Source organism: Cetobacterium sp. NK01, assembly GCF_024506395.1.
In the GTDB taxonomy this organism is placed as follows: Bacteria; Fusobacteriota; Fusobacteriia; order Fusobacteriales; family Fusobacteriaceae; genus Cetobacterium_A; species Cetobacterium_A somerae_A.
On the sequence record NZ_JANIBO010000002.1, the window covers coordinates 500,270 to 527,041 of the forward strand.

Sequence of the window (26,772 nt, forward strand, 5' to 3'; positions counted from 1 at the left end):
CCTCCAAGTTAATAAATTAATATTAACATCATAATTATACAATCGTGTTACAAAAAAATCAAGTTTTTTATAAAAAAATAAAAAATAACGTAACATATTATTCTGAAAATATTGATAAATCCTTTTTATATGTACGATAATTTAATAATAATTTAAGTTGAATTTATATTAAGATATTAAAAAATATAGTAGTTTACAATAAAATAAAAAGCTCTATAAAATTAATAAAAATAATATTGAATTATAATTAGAAAAAAAGAGGTAGATTAATTTCTACCTCTTTTTTATTAAGTTCAATCGTGAAATATCCCTCTGTATTAAATAGGTTACACGTAGGTTACAAAATAATTTATTAGATATTGAAAACCCTTATATTTACTAGAGGTAATGAGATTTCATTATGACCGTCCATGTCGTAGTACATTATTAATTTTCTCATATTTCCTCCTTTTGATTAATTTAAGTTTATAGAAATCCTAATAAAATAAGGATTTCTTAAATTCGGTTATTTTATAAAATTTACTATCTTTAACAAAATTTGTCAATTAGATTTTTATTGAATAAAAAAGGATAACCATTTAAGATTATCCTTCAAAATATTTTACGGTATTTAAATTGATTTTAAATCTATAACCTTTATATATGTGTTGTTTTTATCATTGAAATTACAATTATCCATTTCGTAAAGAGAAAAATCGGTAGAGGAGCAATCTATACAAGTATGAACTATATCTTTAAAAGATGTTGGAGTAGTAGAATCAACTAAGGAAATTACATTAATTGAAAGTTCAATATAATCGTTACTTATAGGAGAAAGTGTTTTACCTAAATTATAAGGAGGGTTTGTATCTCTTAAAAAAGTTCCTTCACATCTTAATAGTTCATCATCTTTATTATTTTTTAAAAATTTAGCTACGCAATCAGTTAGTATGGTTAGAGCATTTAAAATTTCTTTATATGGTAATGTTGTAACTGTGGATAAAATAGATAAAATAGTATTTGTAAAATTTTGTTCTTTTATAGTTGAATTTATAATTTGTTCAATTGTTTCACCAGTTTGTTGTATTGATTTATCACTTTCCATAACTAGTATGGAAGTAACTAAAAAATCACCTGGATTTTTAGGGGGATATACAAGAAAACCTTCACCAAATAAAGTGAAATTATCACCAACTGAAACTTTTGGGAAGGGGTGATAACTAAAATTAATTGAAGGCGAATTACAACTATTCCCATCTATAGATAGAGCAATTATATAGGGTTCATTGTATTTTTTTAAACTGAAGTCACTATTTTTTTTTAATTTAATCTTTGGAATACAGACAGCAATTTTATCAATATTTGGATTAAACATAAGAACCTCCTAACATAATGTAAGATACAAAATATATTAGATAATAGCTAAAATGGTTTTAAATATTAGACGGAATTAAAAATAAATATAGTTGTAAATTTTATAAATACTTTTAAAATAATTATTTTTTAGAGTTAGAAATTATGCTAGAGGAACCTAAATATGTTATTTTGAAATCCTATATGATATAATAAAAGTAAAATTATAGGATGAAAGCAAGTAAATTTATGTAAGTTATAAAGTTACTTGATATGAATAAACGGAGGAAGAAAAATGTCGAGTATAGCACAAAGAGCTGAATTACAATCACAGATTTGGAAAATAGCCAATGATGTCCGTGGTTCAATAGATGGATGGGATTTTAAGCAATACGTTTTAGGAACGTTATTTTATAGATTTATTAGTGAGAACTTCTCTAACTACATTGAGGCTGGAGATGATAGCTTTAAATATGCAGATTTAAGTGATGATGTTATCACAGAGGATATTAAAGAGGATGCAATAAAAACAAAGGGATATTTTATTTATCCAAGCCAGCTGTTCATTAACATTGCTAAGAATGCAAACACTAATGAAAGCTTAAATACAGATTTAGCAGCAATTTTTTCAGCTATTGAAAGTTCTGCAAACGGTTATCCTTCTGAATCTGATATAAAAGGATTATTTGCTGATTTTGATACTACAAGCAATAGATTAGGAAATACAGTTAAAGACAAAAATAGTCGTTTAGCTGCTGTTATTAAAGGTGTTGAAGGTCTTAACTTTGGAGAGTTTGAAGACAATCATATAGATCTATTTGGTGACGCATATGAGTTTTTAATCTCTAACTATGCTGCTAATGCAGGTAAATCTGGTGGAGAGTTCTTTACACCTCAAAGTGTATCAAAGCTTATTGCAAAATTAGCAACACATAATCAAGAAACAATTAATAAAATTTATGACCCTGCTGCTGGATCAGGTTCATTACTACTACAAGCTAAGAAGCAATTTGATGACCATATTATTGAAGATGGTTTCTATGGACAAGAGATTAATCACACAACATATAACCTTGCTCGTATGAATATGTTTTTACATAATGTAAACTACGATAAGTTTGATATAGCATTAGGAAATACTCTTTTAGATCCACATTTTGGAGATGAAAAACCATTTGATGCTATTGTATCAAATCCACCATATTCAGTTAATTGGATTGGTAGTGATGATCCAACTCTTATCAATGATGAACGTTTTGCTCCTGCTGGAGTGTTAGCACCAAAATCTAAAGCAGACTTTGCTTTTGTACTTCACTGTTTAAATTATCTTTCTAGTAAAGGTCGTGCTGCTATAGTTTGTTTCCCTGGAATATTCTATCGTGGTGGAGCAGAGCAGAAAATTAGAAAGTATCTAATTGAGAATAACTTTGTTGAAACAGTTATATCGTTAGCACCTAACCTTTTCTTTGGTACTTCAATAGCTGTTAATATACTAATTCTTTCTAAACATAAAGCTGATTCTAAAACTCAATTTATAGATGCTAGTGGAGAGGACTTCTTCAAGAAAGAAACGAATAATAACATTTTAACAGAGGAGCACATTGAAGAAATTTTAAGAATATTTGACACTAAAGAGGATATTGATCATGTTTCAAAATCTGTTGATAATTCTAAAATAGCTGAAGAGAATTATAATCTTTCTGTAAATACTTATGTAGAAGCTAAAGATACAAGAGAGGTTATAGATATAAAAGAACTAAACACTAAAATAAAAGCAACAGTAAGCAATATAGATAGACTTCGTATTGAAATAGATAAGATAATTGCAGAGATTGAGGTGGAGTAAGAATGACTTTAGAAAATAAACTGAATATTACTAGCCAGATAGAGCTTTCAAAAGTAGAAGAGAAAATTAGTAAACAAAAAGCTAAGCAACTCTTTGACTCTGGAGATATTAATAAAGTTCAGATAGGAACGTTTGAAGGGCTTCAATACATTCACAAATATCTATTTGAAGATATATATGATTTTGCTGGGAAAATAAGAAAGGTTAATATAGCTAAAAACAACTTTCGTTTTGCACCACTAATGTATCTTGAACACTCGTTAAAATATATAGATACTATGCCACAAACAACATTTGAAGAAATTATTGAGAAATATGTGGAGATGAATATTGCTCATCCTTTCCGTGAAGGGAATGGAAGAGCAACTCGTATATGGCTTGATTTAATATTAAAAGAAAATATTAAACAAATAATTGATTGGAATTTAGTTGATAAAGATGAGTATCTATCAGCTATGGAGAGAAGTGTTATTAAAGATATTGAGATTAAACATTTTTTAAAACAAGCTCTTACAACTGAAATCAATGACCGTAACCTATTCATGAAGGGTATAGATGTTAGTTACTACTATGAAGGTTACAGCGAATATAGCACAGAGGAGGTCTAAGATGAGTAAGTTACAGCAATTAATAGATGAACTATGTCCTGATGGAGTAGAGTACAGCTATTTAGAAGAAATATTAGATTATGAACAACCGACAAAATATATAGTTAAAGATACAAATTATAATGATAGTTTTAAAATACCTGTTTTAACAGCTGGACAATCATTTATCTTAGGATACACAGATGAAGAATCAGGTATTTATGAAGCTACTAAAGAAAATCCAACTATAATCTTTGATGATTTTACAACATCTTTTCATTGGGTAGATTTTAATTTTAAAATTAAATCATCTGCTATGAAAATGTTGAGAATAAATTTAAATGAAATTAAAAATATATCTTTTAGGTATGTTTATCATTGTATGAAAAATATAACATATAATCCTGTTGATCATTCGAGACAGTGGATTGGAAAATATTCCAAATTCCAAATCCCCCTACCACCATTACCAGTACAAGAGGAGATTGTGCGTATTTTAGATACATTTACAGAGCTTACAACAGAGCTTACAACAGAGCTTACAACAGAGCTTACAATGAGAAAACAGCAGTATGAATATTATAGAGATAGTTTATTAAATAAAAATAAACAACAAAATAATGTAGTGCTTAAAAGTATAGTTAAAAAAGGATGTTCAGGAGGAACTCCTAAAAAAGGAGAAGAAAAATTTTATTTAAATGGAACAGTTCCTTGGTTAAGGACACAGGATGTTAAATTTAATGAAATTTTTAAAATTGATAGTTTTATAACTGAAGAGGCAGTAAAAAAAACGTCTGCAAAATGGATTCCAGCAAACTGTGTAATTGTTGCTATTTCAGGTGCTACAGCAGGTAGATGTGCAATAAACAAAATTCCAACAACAACAAATCAGCACTGCTATAATATGGAAATAGATGAAACTAAAGCTCTTTATAAATATATATATTATTGTGTTTGTAGTCAATATGAAGAACTACTTTCGAGAAAACAAGGTGCAAGAGGCGATCTAAATTCATCTTTAATACTAGGAATATCTATTCCTTTACCTTCTCTTAAAGAACAACAACGTATCGTTGATATACTTGATCGTTTTGATACTCTTGTGAATGATATTAAAACTGGATTACCAGCAGAGATAGAAGCAAGAAAACAGCAATATGAATACTATAGAGACAAACTACTTACATTTAAAAAGTTGGAGAAATAGTATGGAAAATGAAAAAATAAATGAATTGGAATTAGTAGAAAATCTATATGTTAGAGTAAAAAATATTTTAGAAAATGGTCGTGCTAAAGCATTTAAAGTTGTAAATACTGTTATGATAGAAAGTTATTGGAATATTGGTAAAGAGATTATTGAGGAAGAGCAAAGAGGGGAAAACCGAGCTGAATATGGGAAATATGTAATCCAATCTATCTCTGAAAAACTAACAAAAGAGTTTGGAAAAGGTTATTCAAAACAAAATCTATGGTATATGAAACAATTTTATCTAACTTTTCCAATTCTCCACTCAGTGCGTGGAGAATTGAGTTGGACACACTATAGACTTTTGATGAAATTAAAAAATAATGATATTCGTAATTTCTATATGATTGAAACAATCGAAAATAATTGGTCATCAAGAGAATTAGATAGACAGATAAGCTCTCTGCTATACGAAAGAATTAAGATGAGTAAAGATCCTGTTACAGTAAAAGAACTTTCAGTAGTTGGACAAAAAGTAGAAACAGCTCACGATATTATAAAAAGTCCTATGGTTTTTGAATTTTTAGGAAAAGGAGATTACACAATATCTGTAGAAAGTGATTTAGAATCTGCTCTTATGGATAAGCTTCAGCTTTTTCTTCTTGAGTTAGGAAAGGGATTTTCTTTTGTTGGTAGACAAAAAAGAATTAATATAGATGGCGATAACTATTATATTGACTTAGTTTTCTATAACTATATTTTAAAATGTTTTGTTTTGATTGACTTGAAAATGGGAAAATTAACTCATAGAGATATAGGACAAATGGATTTTTACGTACGTTATTATGAAAAAGAGATACGTTTAGATGGGGATAATCCAACTATAGGATTGCTTCTTTGTTCAGATAAAAATGATTCAATGGTTAAATATACATTACTAGATGATAGTAAAAATATATTTGCATCTAAATATCAATTTTACTTCCCAACAGAAGATGAATTGATAGAAGAGTTGGAAAGAGAAAAGTTAAGTTTAGAATTAGAATATAACGACTAAAACAAAGGGGAATTTTATGGCTGAATATAAACCAATTACAGAAACCAATAACTTTATAGTTTTAGATAAATACAATAAAATAGCTCAACAAGGTGTAAGTTATCAAACAGAAGCTCAATTAGAAGCTGAACTTATAAGAGACTTACAAAATCAAGGTTATGAATACTTACCTAAGCTTATCAATACAAAAGAGATGTTAAAAAATATTAGAATACAACTAGAAAATCTTAATGAAGTTAAATTTCTAGATTCTGAGTGGAAAAGATTTTGTGAGGAATATTTAGATAAACCAAGTGATAACTATATAGATAAAACTCGTAAAATTCATGATGATTATATTTATGATTTTACCTTTGATGATGGTCATCTCAAAAATATTTATCTTCTTGATAAGAAAAATATGAGTAGAAATAAGTTGCAGGTTATTTCACAGTTCCAACAAAAGGGAACTAGCAGTAATCGTTATGATGTAACAATTCTAGTTAATGGATTGCCTTTAATTCAAGTAGAACTAAAGAAACGTGGAATTGCTATTCGTGAAGCATTTAACCAAGTTAATAGATACACTAAAGAGAGCTTTAATGCTGATAACTCTTTATTTAAATATCTTCAGATTTGTGTAATTTCAAATGGTACAGATACAAGATACTTTGCTAACACTACTAAAAGAGATAAAAATAGTTTTGACTTTACTATGAACTGGGCAAAATCTGATAACACTCTTATTAGAGATTTAAAAGATTTTACTGCAACATTTTTTCAAAAGAATACACTATTAGATATACTGTTACACTACTCTGTTTTTGATTCTAATAACATACTGTTAATTATGAGACCGTATCAAATAGCTGCAACAGAAAGAATCTTATGGAAGATAAAAAGTTCGTATTTAGCTAAAAAATGGAAGACTCTTGAAAGTGGCGGGTATATCTGGCATACCACAGGATCAGGAAAAACTTTAACAAGTTTTAAAGCAGCTCGTTTAGCTACAGAGTTAGATTTTATAGATAAAGTATTCTTTGTTGTAGATAGAAAAGATTTAGATTATCAGACAATGAAAGAGTATCAACGTTTTTCACCAGATAGTGTCAATGGATCTGAAAATACTGCTGGACTTAAAAGAAACGTTGAGAAAGATGATAATAAAATCATTGTAACTACTATTCAAAAGTTAAATAATCTAATTAAAACTGAAGCAGACTTACCAATATATGACAAGCAAGTTGTCTTTATTTTTGATGAAGCTCATCGTTCACAATTTGGTGAAGCTCAAAAAAATATTGCTAAGAAATTTAAGAAGTACTATCAATTTGGATTTACTGGAACACCAATATTTCCAGAAAATGCTTTAGGTTCTGAAACTACTGCAAGTGTATTTGGTACAGAGTTACACTCATATGTTATAACTGATGCAATTAGAGATGAGAAGGTTCTTAAATTTAAAGTTGATTATAATGATGTACGTCCTAAGTTTAAATCTCTTGAGAAGGAGCAGGATGAGGATAAACTAACTTCTGAAGAAGCAAAGGTAGCTTTTTTACATCCAGAAAGAATCAAGGAAATATCTCAATATATTTTGAATAACTTTAAAATAAAAACCCATCGAACATATAATGGTGAAAAAGGATTTAATGCAATGTTTACTGTAAGTAGCGTTGAGGCAGCAAAACTTTATTATGAAACATTAACAAATTTACAAAAGAACAGAGAGAAACCTTTAAAGATAGCAACTATCTTTTCTTTTGCAGCTAATGAGGAACAAAACTCCAAAGGAGATATAGGTGATGAAACTTTTGAGCCTTCAGCAATGAATCAAAGTGCAAAGGAGTTTTTAATCTCTGCTATTAATGACTATAATACAATGTTTAAAACAAACTTTGGAATTGATAGTAAAGAGTTCCAAAACTATTATCGTGATCTTGCTAATAGAGTAAGAAAGCAAGAGATTGATTTATTAATTGTAGTTGGGATGTTTTTAACTGGATTTGATGCTCCAACATTAAATACCTTGTTTGTTGATAAGAACTTACGTTATCATGGATTAATACAAGCATTCTCAAGAACAAACCGTATCTACGATTCTACAAAGACTTTTGGAAATATAGTTACTTTTAGAGATTTAGAAGCAGCAACAATAGATGCTATAACTCTATTTGGTGATAAGAATACAAAGAATGTAGTTCTTGAAAAAAGTTATAAAGAATACATGGAAGGGTTCACTGATATTAGTACAGGTGCAGCTCGTCGTGGATACATAGAAGTAGTTAGAGAGTTGAATTCTCGTTTCCCTAATGTTGATGATATCGTCACTGAAAGAGATAAAAAGGATTTTGCTAAACTATTTGGTGAATATTTAAGAGTTGAAAACATATTGCAGAATTATGATGAGTTTACAAGATTAAAAGCTTTACAATCTCTTGATATGGACGATTCTAAAATGGTTGAAGAGTTCAAAAGTATGTATTATGTAACTGATGAAGATATAGAGAACATGAAAAAAATTGAAATGCCTAAAGAAAGAGTAGTTCAAGATTATCGTTCTACATATAATGATATTCGTGAGTGGCTTCGTCGTGAGAAGAAGGGGACAGTTGGAGAAGATTCTACACTCCAATGGGATGATATCGTTTTTGAAGTAGATCTTTTGAAATCTCAAGAGATAAACTTAGACTATATTCTTGAATTAATTTTTGATAAACATAAAAAAGTAAAAAGTAAGGATGTATTGATTGGAGATGTACGTCGTTTAATTAGATCAAGTACAGGAAATCGTGCAAAAGAAAGTTTAATAGTGGACTTTATCAATAATACTGATCTAGATAAATTTGATGATAAGGCTAGTATCATAGAAGCATTTTTTTCATTTGCTCAAATGGAACAAGTGAAAGAAGCTGAAGAGTTGATAAAAGAAGAAAAACTCAATACTGATGCAGCTAAAAGATATATACTGACATCACTAAAGAAAGAACAAGCTAGTGATAATGGAACTGAATTAAACGAAATCATTCCTAAGATGAGCCCTCTTAATCCTAACTACTTAACTAAAAAAAGCACTGTATTCCAGAAAATATCTGCCTTTGTGGAAAAGTTTAAAGGAATTGGTGACAGAATTTAATCTTTTGGCTTAGTGCAGGATTTATTTTGAGAAAGCCAACTATATATCTTGCTATTATAACAAAATACAAAAAATAATAAGAACCTCTGGGGGGGATAGAGGTTCTTATCTGGGGGGGATTAAATTATTTATTACTTTTAACACTTATTATAATATTTAGACTATAGGTTTTAGAAAAAAGTTTTAAAATTTATTTTTTTCAATTAGAAAAGTAATGTCGTTATCAATAAGTTCTTGTAATTTCTCTATAAATCTACAGAGATGAAACCCATCGCATACAGCATGATGCACTTGAATAGAAAGAGGTATTAAGTATTTATTATTTTCTAAAATAAATTTTCCAAAAGTAAATATTGGAAGATAATAATCATAGCCATTTTTTAAATTTAAATTGAATCCATCGAAAGTATTCCAAGGAATCATAGAAATTGGAAAGGTATTTTCAGGAATATTTTCTTTTCCAAGCAGTTTTGTAGTTTTTGTATATTCAGACGTATCAAAAATATAGGAGTTATAAAATTCAGAGTAGGATTCTATATTATCACTCCAGATATTAGTAAATAATTCATTTTCTTTTTTTAAATAAGTGTAGCAAGGATATAAGGTTTTATAAACTCCTAAAACACCTTTATCATTTTTATTTATTCTAAATTCTTCAAATTGGTTAACGGCTTTAGTTAAAGAAAATATTAAAGCAGGATACACTTTTAAATTTAATTTCTTTATATTAGTTATATCTATTTTAGTTGTTAAACTCATTGTACAAGGGGTATTTTTTGAAAATTGTTCATAATATTCTCTTCTTTTCCATTTTTCAATATCAATCTCTTTAAAAAACATATAATTCTCCTTTAAACTATTAATTTTAAACGATATTATACAGTATCATCTAAATTTAAATTTTACAATTTAAAAGTTAGATCTTGTTCTATTAAAAAAATTATTATATTTTGTATATAAAGAAAAAAGGATTATACTATAGAAATAGTTATATTCAATATAGGAGGTGAATCTTGAAAATATTAGTATCAATTTTAATTAATATTCTTAGTGTTCTGTATGTTTTAAAGATATCACAGTTAGGGTATAACGTATTAGATTTAATAAATGGATTGATTTTTACTTTTAGCTTTGGATTTGGAATCCCAATAGTTTTTAGTGGCATACTAACAATTATAATTTTGTTATCTCCAGGAATCTTAACGTATTATTTATATAAATATTTTATTAAATTTTTTAAAAAAAGATAATTTAAATAAAAAGACATACCATATAAAAGTACACTATTTTAATATAAAAAAATCGTTGAAAAAATCTGGAAATTATGCAATAATACTATATATAGTGAAAATAAAAAGAAGCTACACAATATATTGTGTTTAGGAGGCGTAGAATGATAAAGGTATTTGGAAAAGAAGATTGTAGTAAGTGTGAGACTTTAAAGAAAATTTTAGATGATAAAGGTCTTGAATATGAGTATACTCAGGATTTAAAAACACTTATGATCGTAGCAAGTAAGGCTAGAATTATGAGTGCACCTGTTGTTGAAAAAGATGGTAAATACTATTCTATGGAAAGCTTCTTAGAGGTTTTATAAATGAGACAGGTTATAAATAGAGCTGGAATAAGGGAAAATTTAGATATAACAAAAATAAGAGAGAAACTTTTAAGAGCTTGTGATAATTTAGAAGTTAATATGGTTGAATTAGAAAGTCATATAGAATCAATATATGCAGAGAATATAACAACAAAAAAAATTCAGGAATCTCTTATAAATCAGGCTGTTTCTATGACAAGTTTTGAAGAAAGTGACTGGACATATGTTGCAGGAAGACTTTTAATGATGGAGACAGAAAGAGAGGTTTTCCACAAAAGAGGATTCTCTTATGGAGAGCTTTATAAAAGTATAAAAACTTTAGTAGAAATTGGAATTTATGATAATAGACTTTTAGATTATACTGTAGATGAGGTTGAGGAGCTAGAGAAAGTTATAGATACGTCGAGAGATATGATGTATGATTATGCTGGAGCGAATATGTTTGTAAATAGATATTTGTTAAAGTATGATGGAAAGATTTATGAGTTACCTCAAGAGGTATTTATGTGTATATCTATGCTTTTAGCTATAAATGAAAAAGATAAAGTAGCTGTAGCAAAAAGATTTTACGAAGCATTGTCACTTAAAAAGATATCTTTAGCCACTCCAATTTTAGCTAATTTAAGAGTACCAAATGGAAATCTATCATCATGCTTTATAACAGCTATGGATGATAATATAGAATCTATTTTTTACAATATAGATACTGTTGCAAAAATTAGTAAGAATGGTGGAGGAGTAGGATTAAATATCTCTAGAATTAGAGCAAAAAATTCTATGGTAAACGGATATTATAATGCTAGTGGAGGAGTTGTTCCTTGGGTAAAAATTGTAAATGATACAGCAGTAGCTGTAAATCAGCAGGGAAGAAGAGCTGGAGCGGTAACTGTAGCACTAGACTCATGGCATTTAGATATAGAAACATTTTTAGAACTTCAAACAGAAAATGGAGATCAAAGAGGAAAAGCATATGATATCTATCCTCAAGTTGTTCTTTCAGATCTTTTTATGAAAAGAGTGGAAGAGGATTTACCGTGGACTTTAGTTGACCCTTATGAAATTAGAAAAAAATATGGTGTTGAACTATGTGAAGTTTATGGAGAAAAATTTGAAGAGTTATACTTAACTATAGAAAAGGATGAAAACTTACAGTTAAGAAAAGTTATAAAGGCTAGAGAGTTATTTAAAGAGATTATGAAAGTTCAAATAGAAACAGGAATGCCTTATATATTTTTCAAAGATAGAGCAAATCTAATGAATCACAACAGTCATGTGGGAATGATAGGAAATGGAAATCTATGTATGGAAAGTTTTTCTAACTTCTCACCAAGTGTAAACTTTAAAGAGGATACTGTTGGAGAAAATGGAGTTAGAACAACAAAATTAGGTGAAGTTCACACTTGTAACTTAGTTTCTATGAACTTAGCTGAGTTAGAAAGAGATGAGTTAGAAAATATTGTAGATATATCTGTTAGAATCCTTGATAATACAATTGATTTAACAAGAACTCCTATAAAAGAGTCAGATAAGCATAACTTAGCTTATAGAACAATTGGTGTTGGAGTTATGGGACTTGCAGACTATTTAGCAAAAGAGTTTATGATATATGATGAGTCATTAGAAGAGATAGATGAACTTTTCCAAGAGATAGCTATGTATAGTATAAAATCTTCAGCTCTTTTAGCAAAAGATAGAGGAGCTTATCCAATGTTTAAAGGATCTTTGTGGGATGAAGGGATATTTTTCCAAAAAAATAAAGATTGGTATATGGAAAATTCAAAGTTTGGAAAAGAGTGGGAAGAGGTATTTAATTTAGTTAAGATGTATGGATTAAGAAATGGTGAGTTAACAGCAGTTGCACCAAATACATCAACATCTTTACTTATGGGATCAACAGCATCTGTAAACCCTACGTTCTCTAGATTCTATATAGAGAAGAATCAAAAGGGTGCTGTTCCAAGAGTTGTTAAACATCTGAAAGATAGAGCTTGGTTCTATCCAGAGTTTAAAAATGTAAATCCTCAAACATATGTAAAAATAATGAGTAGAATAGGAAAATGGATAACTCAGGGAGTTTCTATGGAGCTTATTTTTGATTTAAATAAAGATATTAAAGCTAAAGATATATATGATACTTTCATGACAGCGTGGAAAGAGGGATGTAAATCAGTTTATTATATAAGAACAATTCAAAGAAATACAAATATAATAAATGAAAAAGAGGAGTGTGAAAGCTGCAGTGGATAGAAAAAAACTTTTTAATCCTCTAGGAGATGATTCTTTATCAGAAAGAAAAGTGATAAAGGGAGATAGTACAAATATATTTAATTTGAATAATGTTAAATATCAATGGGCAAATCATCTTTATAGAACAATGATGGGAAACTTTTGGATTCCAGAAAAAATAGATTTAACTCAAGATAAAAACGATTATAAAAATTTAACTGATGAAGAGAAAGAAGCTTATGATGGAATACTTTCGTTTCTAATATTTTTAGATAGTATTCAAACAAATAATATTCCAAATGTTTCAGATTATATAACTGCTCCAGAGATAAATTTGATTCTATCAATACAGACTTTCCAAGAAGCTATTCACTCTCAGTCGTATCAATATATAATTGAATCTATTCTACCAAAGGAGATTAGAAACTCAATATATGATAAATGGAGAGAGGATAAAGTTCTATTTGAAAGAAATAGTTATATAGCAAAAATATATCAAAGTTTCTTAGAAAATCCTAGTGATGAAAATTTTGCAAGAGTTATAATAGCTGACTACCTTTTAGAGGCTATATATTTTTATAATGGATTTAACTTCTTCTATCTTTTAGCAAGTAGAAATAGAATGATGGGGACTTCTGATATAATAAAACTTATCAATAGGGATGAGCTATCACATGTAGTTATATTCCAACAGTTAATAAGAGAGATTAAAAATGAAAATAAAGATTTCTTTAATGATGAATTAATATATGATATGTTTAAAAAAGCTGTGCAGCAAGAGATCAGTTGGACAAATCATATAATAGGAAATGGAATACTAGGTATAACAGAGGATACAACAGAGAGATACACAAAGTGGTTAGCTAATGAGAGATTGAAAGCTATAGGATTAAATCCAATCTACGAAGGGTATGAAAAGAATCCTTATAGACATTTAGAAAAGTTTGCTGATACAGAGGGAGAAGGAAACGTAAAAGCTAACTTCTTCGAAGGAACAGTTACTAGTTATAATATGAGTTCATCTGTAGAGGGATGGGACGAGTTTTAAAAATAAAATGGGATGGTTTTGTTAAGCCATCCCATTTTTAATGTTTATAAAATTATAAATTAACGTTGATATTTCATTGTAATATCTGATATTTTTTTAGAAAGACCTTCATCTAAAGAATCTTTATTTATTCTCCAAATCCAGTTATTACCTAAAGTAGAAGGGGTATTCATTCTAGCTGAATCTCCTAAACCTAAGAAATCTTGCATAGGTGCTATTACAAGTTGAGAGTTAGAACTCCAAAGAGCTTCAATAAACTTCCAATTTATACTTTCAGATGGGGTATTTTTATTGTTTAAAAAGCTATTAAGATAGCTATCGCAAAACTCTTTATCATTTTTATTTACAGTTTCATACCATCCAACAACTGTTTGGTTATCATGAGTTCCTGTATATGCAACACTTTTTTTAGGATATTTATGTGGTAGATAATCACTTTCTTCTCTTGAATCAAAAGCAAATTCTAATATTTTCATTCCAGGAAATCCAGAATCTTTTAAAAGTTTATGAACTTTTGGTGTAAGAAATCCAAGGTCTTCTGCAATAATATCTAAATCTCCTAAAGAGCTTTTGATACTATTAAAGAGCTTCATTCCAGGACCATTTTCCCATTTACCAAATCTTGCAGTTTTTGCTTTAGCAGGAATAGCCCAGAAAGACTCAAATCCTCTAAAATGATCAATTCTAACAGTATCATAAAGTTTGAAACAACTTTTAATTCTTTTAATCCACCATTTGAAGTTATCTTTTTCAATATATTTCCAATTGTAAAGTACATTTCCCCATAGTTGTCCATCAGAACTGAAAGCATCAGGAGGACACCCAGCAACTTTTGTAGGTTGTAACTTTTTATCAAAGCAAAACATATTAGGATTTTCCCAAGTATCAGCACTATCAGTAGCTATAAAAATAGGAATATCTCCAATAATTTTTATTCCTTTATTATTAGCATAGGATTTTAATTCGTTCCATTGCTTGTCAAATAGATATTGTAAGAAAATGTGGAAGTTAATTTCATCTTCAAGTTCAAGTTTAGCTTTTTTTAAAGTTTTCTTATCTCTAAATTTATAATCTCTAGGCCAATTTAACCAAGAGTCACCATTGAATTTATTTTTGATAGCCATATAAAGTGCATAATTATCAAGCCACCAAATATTTTTATTTTTAAAATTATTTAAAGATACCAATGAATATTTATTTTTAAAGTTTAAGAAAGCTTTCTTTAAAACACTATATCTTTCTGTATATAATTTATCATACTGTATATTTGATATAGAATTTAATTCAGATAAAGATTTAAGATCGTCTTTAGTTAAAATATCTAATTCTATTAAAGAGTTTAAATCTATAAAATATGGGTTACCTGCAAAAGCGGAGAAGGATTGATAAGGAGAATCACCATAACCAGTCACTCCCATTGGAAGAATTTGCCAATATTTTTGATGACTTTTTTCTAAAAAATCAACAAACTCATAGGCACATTTTCCAAAATCACCAATTCCATATTCGCCAGGTAGTGATGTTATATGTAAAAGAATACCGCTTGATCTATCTTTCATGAAAATACCTCACTTTTAATTTATTGTAAATGAGGCACCAACGGGAGGAAGGTGCCTCAAAAGGGAAATTATTATATAAAATATATTATATTAGAACCAAACTTCTGCTTGAACTCCAACATTTACTCCATTTTTTCCACTATAAGAGTTTAAATCAGATTGGAAAGATTTTTGATAGTCATTATCCCATCCAGCCCAAGTAACAAATGTTCTAATTTCAGGTCTAGCCCAGAAGTCATTTGAATTTAACTTAAATGTTGGTGCAAATGTAAGCTTATAAAGGTTTCCATCTACATCTTTATTGTTATCTTTTTCCTCTGTTACATAGTAGTAACCAGCTTCAAATTGAAGCTCGAAGTTTTCATTGATTTTATAAACTGGTCTAGCTACAACACTAACCCAAGTAGATTTTAATCCGTCAACATCAACAGAGTAATGTTCTCCTTGAGGATTTAAAAGATCTGCATTGTAATTAAATTTACTATTTTTATTATGCTGAGCAACAACTGTTGTGAATAAATCCCACTTTTCATTGATAGGTAAAACTCCAAAAGTACCAAGTCTAGCAGATAGTGCATCATCTAAATTATTTTCAGCCCATGCACCAGCTTTTCCTAAACCATCTCCTGCATTAAGTCCATAACCAACTTGTGCAAAAATTTTCGAGAATCCTTTACCACTCCAGTAGTATCCAGGTGTATTATAGAATATTCCCAGTTGTAAACCATAATCAGCAGCATTATATGTGCTAAAGTCCCCGTGACCATTGTTTATAGTTCTATTTTCATTATCTTTAGAAAAAGCAGCTCCTAAGTCGAACTCCCAAGAACCGATGTCATATCTAGCAAGTAAATTTACAACATTTAAACCATCCTCTTTTGAAGAGTTAGAAACAGGACCAACAGAATCATAACTATCGTAATCTCTAGCTATAACTCCTAAATCTAACATTCCATCTCCAATTTTTATATTATCTATTCCAGCTCCAGTTCCTGAATAGTCAGTAAAATAGAAATCTGTTATATGGATATCTCTTCTATTATAGAATCTTTTACCAGCCCAAATTACAGATTCCTTGAAAGCTCCTGAAAATACTGGAAGATTTCCCATTTCAGCATAAGCTTGTCTTAAAGCAACTCCATCATTCCAATCATTATAATCGTCAGTTCCTTTAGCAAACATGATATGCCACTTAGACCAAGAACCATTGTCTAGATAGAAATTTTTAACTAATTCAGCTTCAATATAAGTATCGCTTTCGTTACCAAGTCTTCCAACTCCATTTTTATTAAATACTTTCCCTTTTTTTAAATCATTATTTGCATTTAAAAGAAGTCCAGATCTACCATATCCATGAAATTCAAAACTTGGATGTTCTTGATTATACTCTAATTTAGCAATTCTATCCTCTAAAGCTGATACATCATAAGAAGCTGTAACAACTTCAGGAGTTTGAACTACCTCTTTGGCAAAAGTTTTTTCTCCAACTGTTCCAGCAAGGATGATACAAGATAAAAGTGTAAGAACTTTGTTAATTTTCATAAATTTGACTCCCCCTGTATTTTATTTTTTTGTTTGTTGTAAAACTGATACAACATTTCATACCAATATATTTATAACATTTTTTTTAATTTGTCAATAATAAAACTAAAATTTCTTAAAAAAAACATAAAAATAAAAAAAAGTACATATTTTTTTTAAAAAACTATTGACTATTGTTAAAAAATGAGGTAATAATATTGTTGTATTTAAAGTACAACAAAAATCAAGGAGGGGTAAAATGAGAAACATTTTAAAAAAACCGCTATTAGTATTAGCAGCAGGAACATTATTTTCAACAATAGCTTTAGGTAAAGCCACTGAAATAACTTTATGGGAACAGATGGAACCAGCAGTAAGACCTACTTACATAAAAATAGTTGATGAATTTATGAAAAAGAATCCAGATGTTAAGGTAAATGTAGTTCATTATTCCAATGAAGATTTAAGAACTCAGTTTCAAAATGCATCTTTAGCAGGTCAGGGTCCAGATATAGTTTATGGTCCAAATGATAATATAGGAATTTTTATGGTTTCAGATTTAATCAAGCCAATTGATAAAGTTGTATCTAAGGATTTAATTCAAAAATTTAATGAAGGAGCTTTAAAAAGTGGTATGTATGATAATCAATTATATCTACTACCAGAGTTCTTAGGAAATCAAATAGCTCTTTTATACAATAAAGATATGGTAGCTAATGCACCAAAAAATTGGGAAGAGTTTTTAAAAATAGCACAGGCAAATAGAGCTGTAGACGCAAAGGACAAAGCTAATTCTAAATATGGATTCCTATATAATGAAAAAGAACCATTTTGGTTTGTAGGATTCTATAATGGATTTGGAGGAGAAATTTTTGATAGCAAAAATAATCCTACTCTAGATAACAAAGCTATGGTAGATGCTTTAACTTTTGTAAGAGATATTAGAGCAAAGTACGACTTAGGAGAAGCAGGAATGGATTACGATATTGCTTCTCAACTGTTTAAACAAAAGAAAGCTGCTATGATATTAAATGGAGCATGGTCTTGGAAAGAATATGAGGATGCAGGAATAAACTTAGGAGTAGCTCCTATGCCAATTCCTTCAAAAAATGGTTATGCATTATTTACAAATGCATCTAAAGGATATTCATTATCAGAAAATACATCAGATAAGAAAACAGAGGCTTTAAATAAGTTCTTTGATTATATTTTCTCTCCAGAGATAAATGCAGAAATTTCTTTAAATCAATCACAAGCTCCAGGAATAGAGGCAGCTAGAGAATTGCCACAAGTTAAAAACGATAAATTAATGCAAGATTCAATTGAGACAATTAAATATACTGTTCCTATGCCAGTTGTGCCAGAAATGAGAGCTATCTGGGATGCTATGAGACCGAACTTAGAAGCTGTTTTAAATGGAAAAATGACTCCAGAAGATGCAGCTAAAAAGATGCAAAAAGATGCAGTAGACGGAATTAAAATTATTAAAGGTGAGTAATTAAATTGAGAGGTTGGATTTTATCCAACCTCTAAAATTAAAAGGAGACGATTATGAGTGGAAAAGGAAGACTAGTAGGTAAAAATACACCATATTTATTTATAGCACCAGCTTTTATAGTGATGGCAATAATGGTATTTTATCCTTTAGGTTATGGATTTTGGTTATCTTTAACAAATATGAGTTTAAGAACATTTAAAAATCCTGGTTTTGTAGGATTACAAAATTATATTAGAGTATTTCAAGATCCAGAAGTATTAGCAACTTTTATTAGAACTATAATTTGGACTTTTGTAAACGTATTTTTTCATGTAACTATTGGATTATTTTTAGCAATATTACTGAATAGAAAACTACCAGGAAAATCTATTTTGAGAGTTTTTCTTATAATTCCTTGGGCAATGCCTCAATATATAGCAGCTCTTACTTGGAAAGGTATGTTTAATCAAAATTTTGGAGCTATAAATTTAATGTTAGGTTGGTTTGGAATACAAAATCTACCTTGGTTAAGTGATCCAAAGCTGACTTTTTATGCAGCAATAATAACAAATATTTGGTTGGGATTCCCATTTATGATGATGATAACATTAGGAGGATTACAATCAATTCCAGCGGAATTATATGAAGCAGCTGACATAGATGGTGCTAGTCCTTGGAGTAAATTTAAAGATATAACACTACCTTTATTAAAGCCAACTCTAACACCTGCAATTATATTAGGAACAATTTGGACGTTTAATATGTTAAATATCATAATCATTTTAGCTGGTGGATATGGAAACAAAGAAACACAGATATTAGTAACAGATGTTTATAGATTGGCATTTAATTTCTATAGATATGGATTTGCAGCAGCGTATTCAGTATTAATATTCCTATTTTTACTTGTATTCTCTGTAATATATGTAAGAAAGAGCAATATTTTTAAGGAGGAGTCAAGATGATTGAAAAGAACATTCATTTTGAGAAAAATGACAGTTGGAAGAAAATAATTGGAATTTACACAATATTAATAATCTTTTGTTTGATAACTTTATATCCCCTATTAAATGTTTTATCTGTAGCTTTAAGACCGGGAGACCAATTGTTTTCAACAAGTTTAAGAATAATACCTGAAGATGCTACTTTAGATAACTTCAGAAAAGCTATATTTGAAACGGATCTTTTAATTTGGTTAAAAAACTCTCTTATTATCTCAACATTAACAGCTATAATAGGAGTATTTATATCAATAACTGCAGGATATGCATTTTCTAGATTTTCATTTTGGGGAAGAAAAGTTGGTATGATGACATTTTTAGTAACACAGATGTTTCCAGCACCAATGTTATTGTTACCAATGTTCATAATATTAGTAAGATTGAAATTAATGAACAGCTTTTTAGGATTACTAATTCCTTATGTGGCAGTGTCTGTACCTTTTTCAGTTTGGATGTTAAAGGGATATTTTGATACAATACCTAAATCATTAGAAGAAAGTGCATATATTGATGGTTGCAAAGTTTGGCAAGTTATGTATAAAATAGTGTTGCCAGTTTCAACTCCAGCCCTTGCAATAACTGCTTTATTTTCTTTTATGACAGCATGGTCTGAGTTTGTAATAGCAAGAATAATTTTAACATCAGCAGAAAAGTTAACTCTACCAGTTGGACTAGTTAATCTTCAAGGTTCTTTTAGTGCAGAGTGGGGAACATATTCAGCAGCTGCACTAATAACAAGTGTACCAGTTGTAATACTGTTTATTAGTCTATCAAGATATCTTGTAGGTGGATTAACTGTTGGAGGAGTTAAAGAGTAGGAGGATATTTTGATAGAAAATGAAAAAATTTTAGAAAATTTAGAAAAAATTGGATTTGGAAGAAAAGAGGCTGAGGTATTTTTAGAACTTATAAAAAACCCAGGATCTAATGGATCTCAAATCGCAAAAGCTTTGGGTTACCCTAGAACAACAGTTTATCAAAACTTAGATATTTTACAAAAAAAAGGGTATATAAACTCATATTTAGATAAAGAGATAACTTTATATGAAGCAATTGATTTAAATGAGCTTTTTGAAAATTATAAAAAAGAGGTAAGTACAGCCACAAAATTTTTAAAAGATGAACTTAATAAAGTTGAAGTTAGTGGCAAACAAAAACAATTTTATAATTTAAACTCATTTGAAGATGTTAAAGATAGATTTAGAAATATCTTAAAAAGAGCTGAAAAAATTGTGTATATAAATACTAATTTAGATCTATTTGAATTTGAAAAAGATTTCAAAAGATTAAAAGAAAAGGGTGTTAGAGTTATACTATTTAGTTTTAATAAAATAGATTATGATAGTCTTGGCGTTGAAACATATATAAGAGATAGTTTTAATTTTAATATAACTAATTCAGAAAAAAGAATTATGGTAGCTGTTGATTTATTTGCAGCAATAATTGCTAGTAACTATGAAGGTGAATTTTGTGGAACATATTCTGAAAATAAACTTTTAATTAATATAGTTACTGAACATATAAAAAATGATATTCACTTAATGAAATTAGAAAATAGATTTGGGAAGGATATCAATAAAATAATAACATTAGATTTTTAAAAAAGAGAGGGGAGTTAGATGAAAAATCTATTTTTTTTAGGAGCTTTATTATCGACAGTTGTAATAACAGGTTGTACACCAACAACACCAATAAAAGAGAATACTTCTATAGTAAAAGAACAAGGAGTTAAAATATATGGTGTGAAGGATACTACTTCAAGGGATTATCCATTAATATTAAAAAATAATGAGATATCAACAGACAAATTTTTTATGAATATTTCATTTAATAAGGATAGTATTGATGTTTCAATAAAAAATATATCTAAAGACGTTATTTTTATAAATTGGTCAGATACAAAATATATAGGATTTAATGGAAAAGAGCAAAGACTTTTTGATATGAATGAAAAATCTAAAGGATTCTATACAAAAGCTTTAGACTTTGGATTAAGACCTGGAGAATCTACATCAGCAAAATTAGTTCCTATTGATAATTTAAAAGTTTTATTTGGAACTTCGGCAAGTTCTCAGGATATCTTTATTGATAAATCTTTATTTGAAGGAGAAAAATTAACAAGAGATTATGCACAAATGATTATTCCTATAAACCTTGACTCTAAAAAAGGACCAATAATAACACCAAATATATATTTTGGAAATGGTGTTAATTCTAAAGAGGTACATCAATTATTACAAACTAAAGTGAATAAAAAAATAGTTAAATCTAATCCACAAGAAGCATCAGAATTAAAAAATATAAAGGCTGAAAACAATAAACTAAGCAACGAAATAAATAATAAAGATGAGATAATTAAGCAGCTAAAAGAGAAAGCTAGATTAAAGGCTGAATTAGAGAAAAAAGAGTTAGAGATTCAAGAACTTATGAAAAAACTAAATGAAAAATAATAAGTGAGGAGAATAGAATATGCTAATTGAGAAAAATCTTTTAAAAGGTAGAATAGAAAAACAGGTAGAAATTTTATTTAATAAAAGTATAGATGAGGCAAACTCTTTTGAAATTTACCAAGGACTGAGTAAGGCTTTAATTGAAACAATTTCTAAGAATTGGTTAGAAACTAGAAAAAAATATGAAAGCGGTAAACAAGCCTTTTATTTCTCAGCAGAATTTTTAATGGGAAGAGCTCTAGGGAATAATTTGATAAATTTAGGAGTTGAAAAAGAAGTAAAAGAGATATTAAAAGAGCTTGGATTGGATATAAATATAGTTGAAGACGCCGAAGAGGATGCAGGGTTAGGAAATGGTGGACTTGGAAGATTAGCTGCATGTTTTATGGATTCTTTAGTAACTTTAGATCTACCAGGACAAGGATATGGAATTAAATATAAAAATGGAATTTTTAAGCAAAAAATAGTTGATGGATTCCAAATTGAAACTCCAGAAACTTGGTTAAAATATGGTGATGTTTGGACAATATGTAGACCATTTGACGAAGTTATAGTTGAATTTGGTGATAGTAAAGTTAGAGCAGTTCCTTATGATATGCCAATAATAGGGTATGGAACTGAGAATGTGAACACTCTTAGATTATGGGAAGCTAAATCTATAAATGAGTTAGATTTAAAGGCTTTTAATGATCAAAATTATGATAAAGCTTTAAAGGAAGTTAATGAGGCAGAGGACATATCTAGAATTTTATACCCTAATGATTCAACAAATGAGGGGAAAAAACTTAGATTAAAACAGCAGTATTTCTTTACATCTGCATCATTACAAGATATAGTAAGAAAATTTAAGAGATTACATGGAACTGATTTTGGAAAATTACCAGAATTTGTATCAATTCAACTAAATGATACTCATCCAGTAATTGCAATACCAGAACTTATGAGAATTTTATGTGATATAGAGGGTCTATTATGGAAAGATGCATGGAAAATTGTAGAGAAAACATTTGCATATACAAACCATACAATATTATCAGAAGCATTGGAAAAATGGTGGATTGGACTTTATGAAGAGGTAGTTCCTAGAATATTTCAAATAACAGAAAGAATTCACTTTCAATTTTTAGATCTTTTAGAAGAAAAATATCCAAATGATAGAGCTAAGAGAGAGAGAATGTCAATAATCCAAGGTGATTTAATACACATGGCATGGCTGGCTATATATGGATCTTTTGCAACTAATGGAGTTGCAGCATTGCATACAGATATTTTAAAGCATATAGAGTTAAAAGAGTGGTATGAGCTGTTTCCAGAAAGATTTTTAAATAAAACAAATGGAATAACTCAAAGAAGATGGCTACTTCAATGTAATCCAGAATTATCTAATTTAATAACTGAATTAATTGGAGATAGATGGGTTACAGATTTTTCTCAAATGAAAAACTTAGAAAGATATTCAGCAGATAAGTCGATTATTGAAAATTTCTTAGATATAAAATTAGAAAAGAAAAAACAATTAGCAAAATATATTGAAGAAACTCAAGGAATAAAAATCAATCCAGATTCAATTTTTGATATTCAGATAAAAAGATTACATGAATATAAGAGACAACTTCTAAATATATTTCATATTTTAGATTTATATTATAGATTAAAAGAGAATCCAAATTTAGAAATTCATCCTGTAACATATATATTTGGAGCAAAATCTGCTCCAGGATATATGAGAGCTAAAGGGACAATTAGATTAATCAATGAGGTAGCAAATCTTATAAATAATGATAAAGATATTAAAGATATGATAAAAGTTGTATTTATAGAAAATTACAATGTTTCAGTTGCTCAACTTTTATTCCCAGCAGCAGATATATCAGAACAAATATCAACAGCTGGAAAAGAGGCTTCAGGAACTGGAAATATGAAATTTATGATAAATGGAGCTTTAACTTTTGGAACTTTAGATGGAGCTAATGTTGAAATTGTTGAAGAGGCTGGAATAGAGAATAACTATATTTTTGGATTGAAAGTTGAAGATATAGAAAAGTTTAAAAAAGAGGGATACGATCCGAATATTCCTTATAAAAATACAGTTGGATTAAAAAGAGTTGTAGATGCTCTAATAGACGGGACATTAAATGATGAAGGAACAGGACTTTATAAAGAGTTATATGATTCATTATTAAAAGGAGCTTCTTGGCACAAACCAGATCAATATTTTGTGTTACAAGATTTTGAGGCGTTTAGAGAAACACAAGAGAGAATAAATAAAGAGTTTTCTAATAGAGAAGATTGGGGAAGGAAAGCTTGGATAAATATTTCAAATGGTGGTAAGTTTTCATCAGATAGAACAATAGATGAATATGCAAAAGAAATTTGGAAAATCGCCCCTCAAAGAATTTAATATAAATAAAAACTACCATATATTTATGGTAGTTTTTGTCTATTAAAAATTAGGAGTTGAAAGATGAAAATACTTGCAGTTAGTGACGAGGCAACATTGGAGAGATATTCTCCTGAAGTTTTAAAAGAGATGTTTAAGGATATAGAACTAATAATATCTTGTGGTGATGTGAGCAATAGATATTTAGATTATCTTTTTACTGTTTTAAATAAAGAGTTAATCTATGTTAATGGAAATCATATATACGCAGGTGACCATGATATAAGTTTTTGTAAAAATTTAGATGGTGGAGAGAACTGTACTGTAAAGGGAATAAAAGTTGTAGGATTTGATGGAAGTCAGAGATATTCAATGGGGGCACATCAATATAGTGAAAAAGATGTTTTCTTTATGGTGATGAAAAGCTATTTAAAAACAATGTTTAAAACCGTGGATTTAGTTATTAGTCATTCTCCAGTAGGGGGAATAAATGAAGGAGATGATCCAATACATAAGGGGTTTAATAGTTATAGAAAAGCTATAGATCTCTTAAAACCAAAATATTGGTTACATGGACATATTCATTTAAAAAGTCATCATGAGATTCAAGAGGGACAGTTAGAAAATACAAGAATAATCAATGTTTTTGGATACAAAGTTTTAGATTTAGATTTTTCTTAAGGAGGAAAATTGAAGTACAATATAGATAAAGAGGATGCAGAATTAGCTTTTAAAAAAGCATTAAGGAAAACAAGATTTAATTTTTTTGATAGAGAGAGTAAAAAAATTAAGGAGTTTAGTATAGTAGAAAAAGAGAATCAACTTTCTAATAAAATTTATTTAGGAGTAAGGGAAGTACCTTTAACTAAAGTAGTTGGAACTGTAGAAAAAGCTCAAGATTTTGATAAAGATTTTAATCCATTGAGAGAGGAATCTAAGGGAAGATGGTGTTCTGTATATATAAAATATTTAGAAAGTGGTAGTTTACCTCCAGTAATTTTATATAAAGTAAGAGAAGAATACTATGTTTATGATGGGAACCATCGAATTTCAGTAGCTAAAAGTTTAAATTTTCATTCCATAGAAGCAGAGGTATATGAATTTTTTTCTCAAAATAACGAAGAGCTTGATAGACTTTCTAGAGAGAGATTTAGTTTTGAAAAAGAGAGTGGTTTAAATAATATTGAGTGCTCAAAGGTTGAGAATTATAAAGAGTTAAGAGATGAGGTAAGAAAATTTTCAGAGGGTTATTTTTTAGGAGATGAAAATTTTGAAAAAGCTACAACTTGGTATCAACGAGTTTTTATTCCAGTTGTAAATATATTAATTGCTAATTTTAAAAATTTAGAAAATGAAAATAACGGTGATATTTTTGTAGAGTATCTAAAATATAAAAATAGTTATAAATTAGGAAATAAATATCAAAAAGGTTATATAAATACTTTAGTAGATTATTTAAATAGAAATAAAATACTAATATTAAAAGACTTAAAGACTGATATAAAATTAGATAGTTTTTTAATTGATGATTTTAGAAAACTATACTATATAGATAAGATCATATTTTACACAGATGATACAAAAGGAAAGATAAAAGCCATAAGAGAGTATTCTAAAAAACCTTTTAGAAGAGAAACTTTAATAATTGGAGAGATTGCACTTTTTAGTTTGAGAAATAATATTCCCGGTTTTATTGTAGGAATGCAACGATGGTTTGAGCAAGTTTATAATTTTTATAAAAATGAAATCATCTTAAAATCAAAGCAATTAAATTTGAAGTTTGAAGATTTAAATTTAGATGAAGTAGCTGAAGATTGTATAAGATATTCAAGATACTATAGAAAAAAATCCAATAAATTATTAACTAAGAGAGAACTTATATATAGCTATATTTTAGATATTTATCTACCTATTTTTGTTATGTTTCAAGAGAGTGAAGTAGAAAAAAATAGAAATCAACAATATCTGAAAATAAGTCAAAGTTATCTTTATTATACAAGGTATGGAGGAACAGACAATTTAAGAGAGTTTATAGAAAAAAATATATTAAATAAAGATGAGTATAAAATAGGAGACTTTACTTTAACTAAAAATATAACATTTAATTATAATTTAGATAAAGAGTTAGAAAATTATTGGATTTTAAAAAATTATGGTGGAACACAAAACTATGAAACTATATATCATCTAAAAGAGTATGCTAAGTTTTTAAATTTAAATACATTGCAAGATGAAAATAAAAAATTTCAAGAGGATATAGAAAAGTTAATAAAAAATAGAGAGATTTTAATTCAATATAATAATAATAGGATTTTAAATGTTATAAGAGGAAAATGGGAGCAATACACTTTTGTAGATTATTATGGAACTTTAGTATAAAGGGAACTTTT

General features: G+C 28.4%; 21 protein-coding genes. 17 read left to right on the plus strand and 4 right to left on the minus strand.

Going from position 1 to position 26,772, the window contains the following annotated elements; all coding sequences use genetic code 11:
• Positions 1 to 610: 610 nt before the first annotated feature.
• Positions 611 to 1,354: a hypothetical protein gene (locus NON08_RS11645; protein WP_256691758.1), complete on the minus strand. Its 744-nt coding sequence runs from the start codon at positions 1,352 to 1,354 to the stop codon at positions 611 to 613.
• Positions 1,355 to 1,627: 273 nt separating this feature from the next.
• Here NON08_RS11645 and NON08_RS11650 point away from each other — a divergent pair, with 273 nt between their 5' ends.
• From NON08_RS11650 to NON08_RS11670, 5 genes are read left to right on the plus strand one after another with little or no spacing between them, the layout of a single operon-like run.
• Positions 1,628 to 3,178 (plus strand): type I restriction-modification system subunit M, encoded by a 1,551-nt coding sequence (locus NON08_RS11650; RefSeq protein WP_256691759.1) that lies wholly within the window; start codon positions 1,628 to 1,630, stop codon positions 3,176 to 3,178.
• A 2-nt stretch (positions 3,179 to 3,180) separates the two neighbouring features.
• Positions 3,181 to 3,786 (plus strand): protein adenylyltransferase Fic, encoded by a 606-nt coding sequence (gene fic / locus NON08_RS11655; protein ID WP_256691760.1) that lies wholly within the window; start codon positions 3,181 to 3,183, stop codon positions 3,784 to 3,786.
• Position 3,787: 1 nt separating this feature from the next.
• The gene (locus NON08_RS11660) at positions 3,788 to 4,972 is read left to right on the plus strand and encodes a restriction endonuclease subunit S (RefSeq protein ID WP_256691761.1); all 1,185 of its coding nucleotides are present in this window, start codon (positions 3,788 to 3,790) and stop codon (positions 4,970 to 4,972) included.
• 1 nt (position 4,973) lies between these two features.
• A complete protein-coding gene (locus tag NON08_RS11665; RefSeq protein ID WP_256691762.1) occupies positions 4,974 to 6,008 on the plus strand; it encodes a PDDEXK nuclease domain-containing protein in 1,035 nt (344 codons plus the stop codon).
• A gap of 16 nt (positions 6,009 to 6,024) precedes the next feature.
• Complete coding sequence (locus NON08_RS11670; protein WP_256691763.1) at positions 6,025 to 9,123, plus strand: type I restriction endonuclease subunit R; 3,099 nt, start codon at positions 6,025 to 6,027, stop codon at positions 9,121 to 9,123.
• A gap of 183 nt (positions 9,124 to 9,306) precedes the next feature.
• Here NON08_RS11670 and catA read toward each other — a convergent pair whose 3' ends face one another.
• Positions 9,307 to 9,963: a type A chloramphenicol O-acetyltransferase gene (gene catA, locus NON08_RS11675; RefSeq protein ID WP_256691764.1), complete on the minus strand. Its 657-nt coding sequence runs from the start codon at positions 9,961 to 9,963 to the stop codon at positions 9,307 to 9,309.
• Positions 9,964 to 10,136: 173 nt separating this feature from the next.
• Here catA and NON08_RS11680 point away from each other — a divergent pair, with 173 nt between their 5' ends.
• From NON08_RS11680 to NON08_RS11695, 4 genes are all read left to right on the plus strand, one after another.
• Complete coding sequence (locus NON08_RS11680; RefSeq protein WP_256691765.1) at positions 10,137 to 10,373, plus strand: hypothetical protein; 237 nt, start codon at positions 10,137 to 10,139, stop codon at positions 10,371 to 10,373.
• A gap of 143 nt (positions 10,374 to 10,516) precedes the next feature.
• A complete protein-coding gene (locus NON08_RS11685) occupies positions 10,517 to 10,720 on the plus strand; it encodes a glutaredoxin domain-containing protein (protein ID WP_040407611.1) in 204 nt (67 codons plus the stop codon).
• Positions 10,721 to 12,967, plus strand: a complete 2,247-nt coding sequence (locus NON08_RS11690; RefSeq protein ID WP_256691767.1) for a ribonucleoside-diphosphate reductase subunit alpha — start codon at positions 10,721 to 10,723, stop codon at positions 12,965 to 12,967.
• Complete coding sequence (locus NON08_RS11695; protein WP_040407639.1) at positions 12,960 to 13,994, plus strand: ribonucleotide-diphosphate reductase subunit beta; 1,035 nt, start codon at positions 12,960 to 12,962, stop codon at positions 13,992 to 13,994. The genes NON08_RS11690 and NON08_RS11695 overlap by 8 nt, the downstream gene beginning before the upstream one ends.
• Before the next feature lie 59 nt (positions 13,995 to 14,053).
• Here NON08_RS11695 and malQ read toward each other — a convergent pair whose 3' ends face one another.
• Positions 14,054 to 15,553: a 4-alpha-glucanotransferase gene (gene malQ / locus NON08_RS11700; RefSeq protein WP_256691768.1), complete on the minus strand. Its 1,500-nt coding sequence runs from the start codon at positions 15,551 to 15,553 to the stop codon at positions 14,054 to 14,056.
• Between the two features lie 90 nt (positions 15,554 to 15,643).
• On the minus strand, positions 15,644 to 17,095 hold the full coding sequence (locus NON08_RS11705; RefSeq protein WP_256691769.1) for a carbohydrate porin: 1,452 nt from the start codon (positions 17,093 to 17,095) through the stop codon (positions 15,644 to 15,646).
• A 238-nt stretch (positions 17,096 to 17,333) separates the two neighbouring features.
• On the opposite strand from NON08_RS11705, the gene NON08_RS11710 reads away from it, so the two are divergent.
• The 8 genes from NON08_RS11710 to NON08_RS11745 all read left to right on the plus strand — a co-directional run bounded on the left by NON08_RS11710 (position 17,334) and on the right by NON08_RS11745 (position 26,761).
• Positions 17,334 to 18,572, plus strand: a complete 1,239-nt coding sequence (locus NON08_RS11710; RefSeq protein ID WP_256691770.1) for an extracellular solute-binding protein — start codon at positions 17,334 to 17,336, stop codon at positions 18,570 to 18,572.
• Positions 18,573 to 18,625: 53 nt separating this feature from the next.
• A complete protein-coding gene (locus NON08_RS11715; protein ID WP_023049676.1) occupies positions 18,626 to 19,516 on the plus strand; it encodes a carbohydrate ABC transporter permease in 891 nt (296 codons plus the stop codon).
• A complete protein-coding gene (locus NON08_RS11720; protein ID WP_023049675.1) occupies positions 19,513 to 20,370 on the plus strand; it encodes a sugar ABC transporter permease in 858 nt (285 codons plus the stop codon). Before NON08_RS11715 ends, NON08_RS11720 begins: the two co-directional genes overlap by 4 nt.
• Positions 20,371 to 20,379: 9 nt before the next feature.
• Positions 20,380 to 21,153: a TrmB family transcriptional regulator gene (locus NON08_RS11725; RefSeq protein ID WP_023049674.1), complete on the plus strand. Its 774-nt coding sequence runs from the start codon at positions 20,380 to 20,382 to the stop codon at positions 21,151 to 21,153.
• 18 nt (positions 21,154 to 21,171) lie between these two features.
• On the plus strand, positions 21,172 to 22,002 hold the full coding sequence (locus NON08_RS11730; protein WP_256691771.1) for a hypothetical protein: 831 nt from the start codon (positions 21,172 to 21,174) through the stop codon (positions 22,000 to 22,002).
• Positions 22,003 to 22,021: 19 nt separating this feature from the next.
• Complete coding sequence (locus tag NON08_RS11735; RefSeq protein WP_256691772.1) at positions 22,022 to 24,403, plus strand: glycogen/starch/alpha-glucan phosphorylase; 2,382 nt, start codon at positions 22,022 to 22,024, stop codon at positions 24,401 to 24,403.
• Positions 24,404 to 24,466: 63 nt separating this feature from the next.
• A complete protein-coding gene (locus NON08_RS11740; protein WP_256691773.1) occupies positions 24,467 to 25,063 on the plus strand; it encodes a metallophosphoesterase family protein in 597 nt (198 codons plus the stop codon).
• A gap of 9 nt (positions 25,064 to 25,072) precedes the next feature.
• Positions 25,073 to 26,761 carry a hypothetical protein gene (locus NON08_RS11745; protein WP_256691774.1) on the plus strand — a complete coding sequence of 563 codons (1,689 nt, stop codon included), beginning with the start codon at positions 25,073 to 25,075 and terminating at the stop codon, positions 26,759 to 26,761.
• Positions 26,762 to 26,772: the final 11 nt, after the last annotated feature.

Excerpts from the sequence above, each read along its gene's own strand:
- NON08_RS11690 (WP_256691767.1), top strand. The coding sequence starts at position 10,721 with ATGAGACAGGTTATAAATAGAGCTGGAATAAGGGAAAATTTAGATATA.
- NON08_RS11720 (WP_023049675.1), top strand. The coding sequence starts at position 19,513 with ATGATTGAAAAGAACATTCATTTTGAGAAAAATGACAGTTGGAAGAAA.
- malQ (WP_256691768.1), bottom strand. The coding sequence starts at position 15,553 with ATGAAAGATAGATCAAGCGGTATTCTTTTACATATAACATCACTACCT.
- NON08_RS11685 (WP_040407611.1), top strand. The coding sequence starts at position 10,517 with ATGATAAAGGTATTTGGAAAAGAAGATTGTAGTAAGTGTGAGACTTTA.
- NON08_RS11730 (WP_256691771.1), top strand. The coding sequence starts at position 21,172 with ATGAAAAATCTATTTTTTTTAGGAGCTTTATTATCGACAGTTGTAATA.
- NON08_RS11740 (WP_256691773.1), top strand. The coding sequence starts at position 24,467 with ATGAAAATACTTGCAGTTAGTGACGAGGCAACATTGGAGAGATATTCT.
- fic (WP_256691760.1), top strand. The coding sequence starts at position 3,181 with ATGACTTTAGAAAATAAACTGAATATTACTAGCCAGATAGAGCTTTCA.
- NON08_RS11650 (WP_256691759.1), top strand. The coding sequence starts at position 1,628 with ATGTCGAGTATAGCACAAAGAGCTGAATTACAATCACAGATTTGGAAA.
- NON08_RS11710 (WP_256691770.1), top strand. The coding sequence starts at position 17,334 with ATGAGAAACATTTTAAAAAAACCGCTATTAGTATTAGCAGCAGGAACA.
- NON08_RS11645 (WP_256691758.1), bottom strand. The coding sequence starts at position 1,354 with ATGTTTAATCCAAATATTGATAAAATTGCTGTCTGTATTCCAAAGATT.
- NON08_RS11735 (WP_256691772.1), top strand. The coding sequence starts at position 22,022 with ATGCTAATTGAGAAAAATCTTTTAAAAGGTAGAATAGAAAAACAGGTA.
- NON08_RS11665 (WP_256691762.1), top strand. The coding sequence starts at position 4,974 with ATGGAAAATGAAAAAATAAATGAATTGGAATTAGTAGAAAATCTATAT.
- catA (WP_256691764.1), bottom strand. The coding sequence starts at position 9,963 with ATGTTTTTTAAAGAGATTGATATTGAAAAATGGAAAAGAAGAGAATAT.
- NON08_RS11705 (WP_256691769.1), bottom strand. The coding sequence starts at position 17,095 with ATGAAAATTAACAAAGTTCTTACACTTTTATCTTGTATCATCCTTGCT.
- NON08_RS11670 (WP_256691763.1), top strand. The coding sequence starts at position 6,025 with ATGGCTGAATATAAACCAATTACAGAAACCAATAACTTTATAGTTTTA.
- NON08_RS11715 (WP_023049676.1), top strand. The coding sequence starts at position 18,626 with ATGAGTGGAAAAGGAAGACTAGTAGGTAAAAATACACCATATTTATTT.
- NON08_RS11660 (WP_256691761.1), top strand. The coding sequence starts at position 3,788 with ATGAGTAAGTTACAGCAATTAATAGATGAACTATGTCCTGATGGAGTA.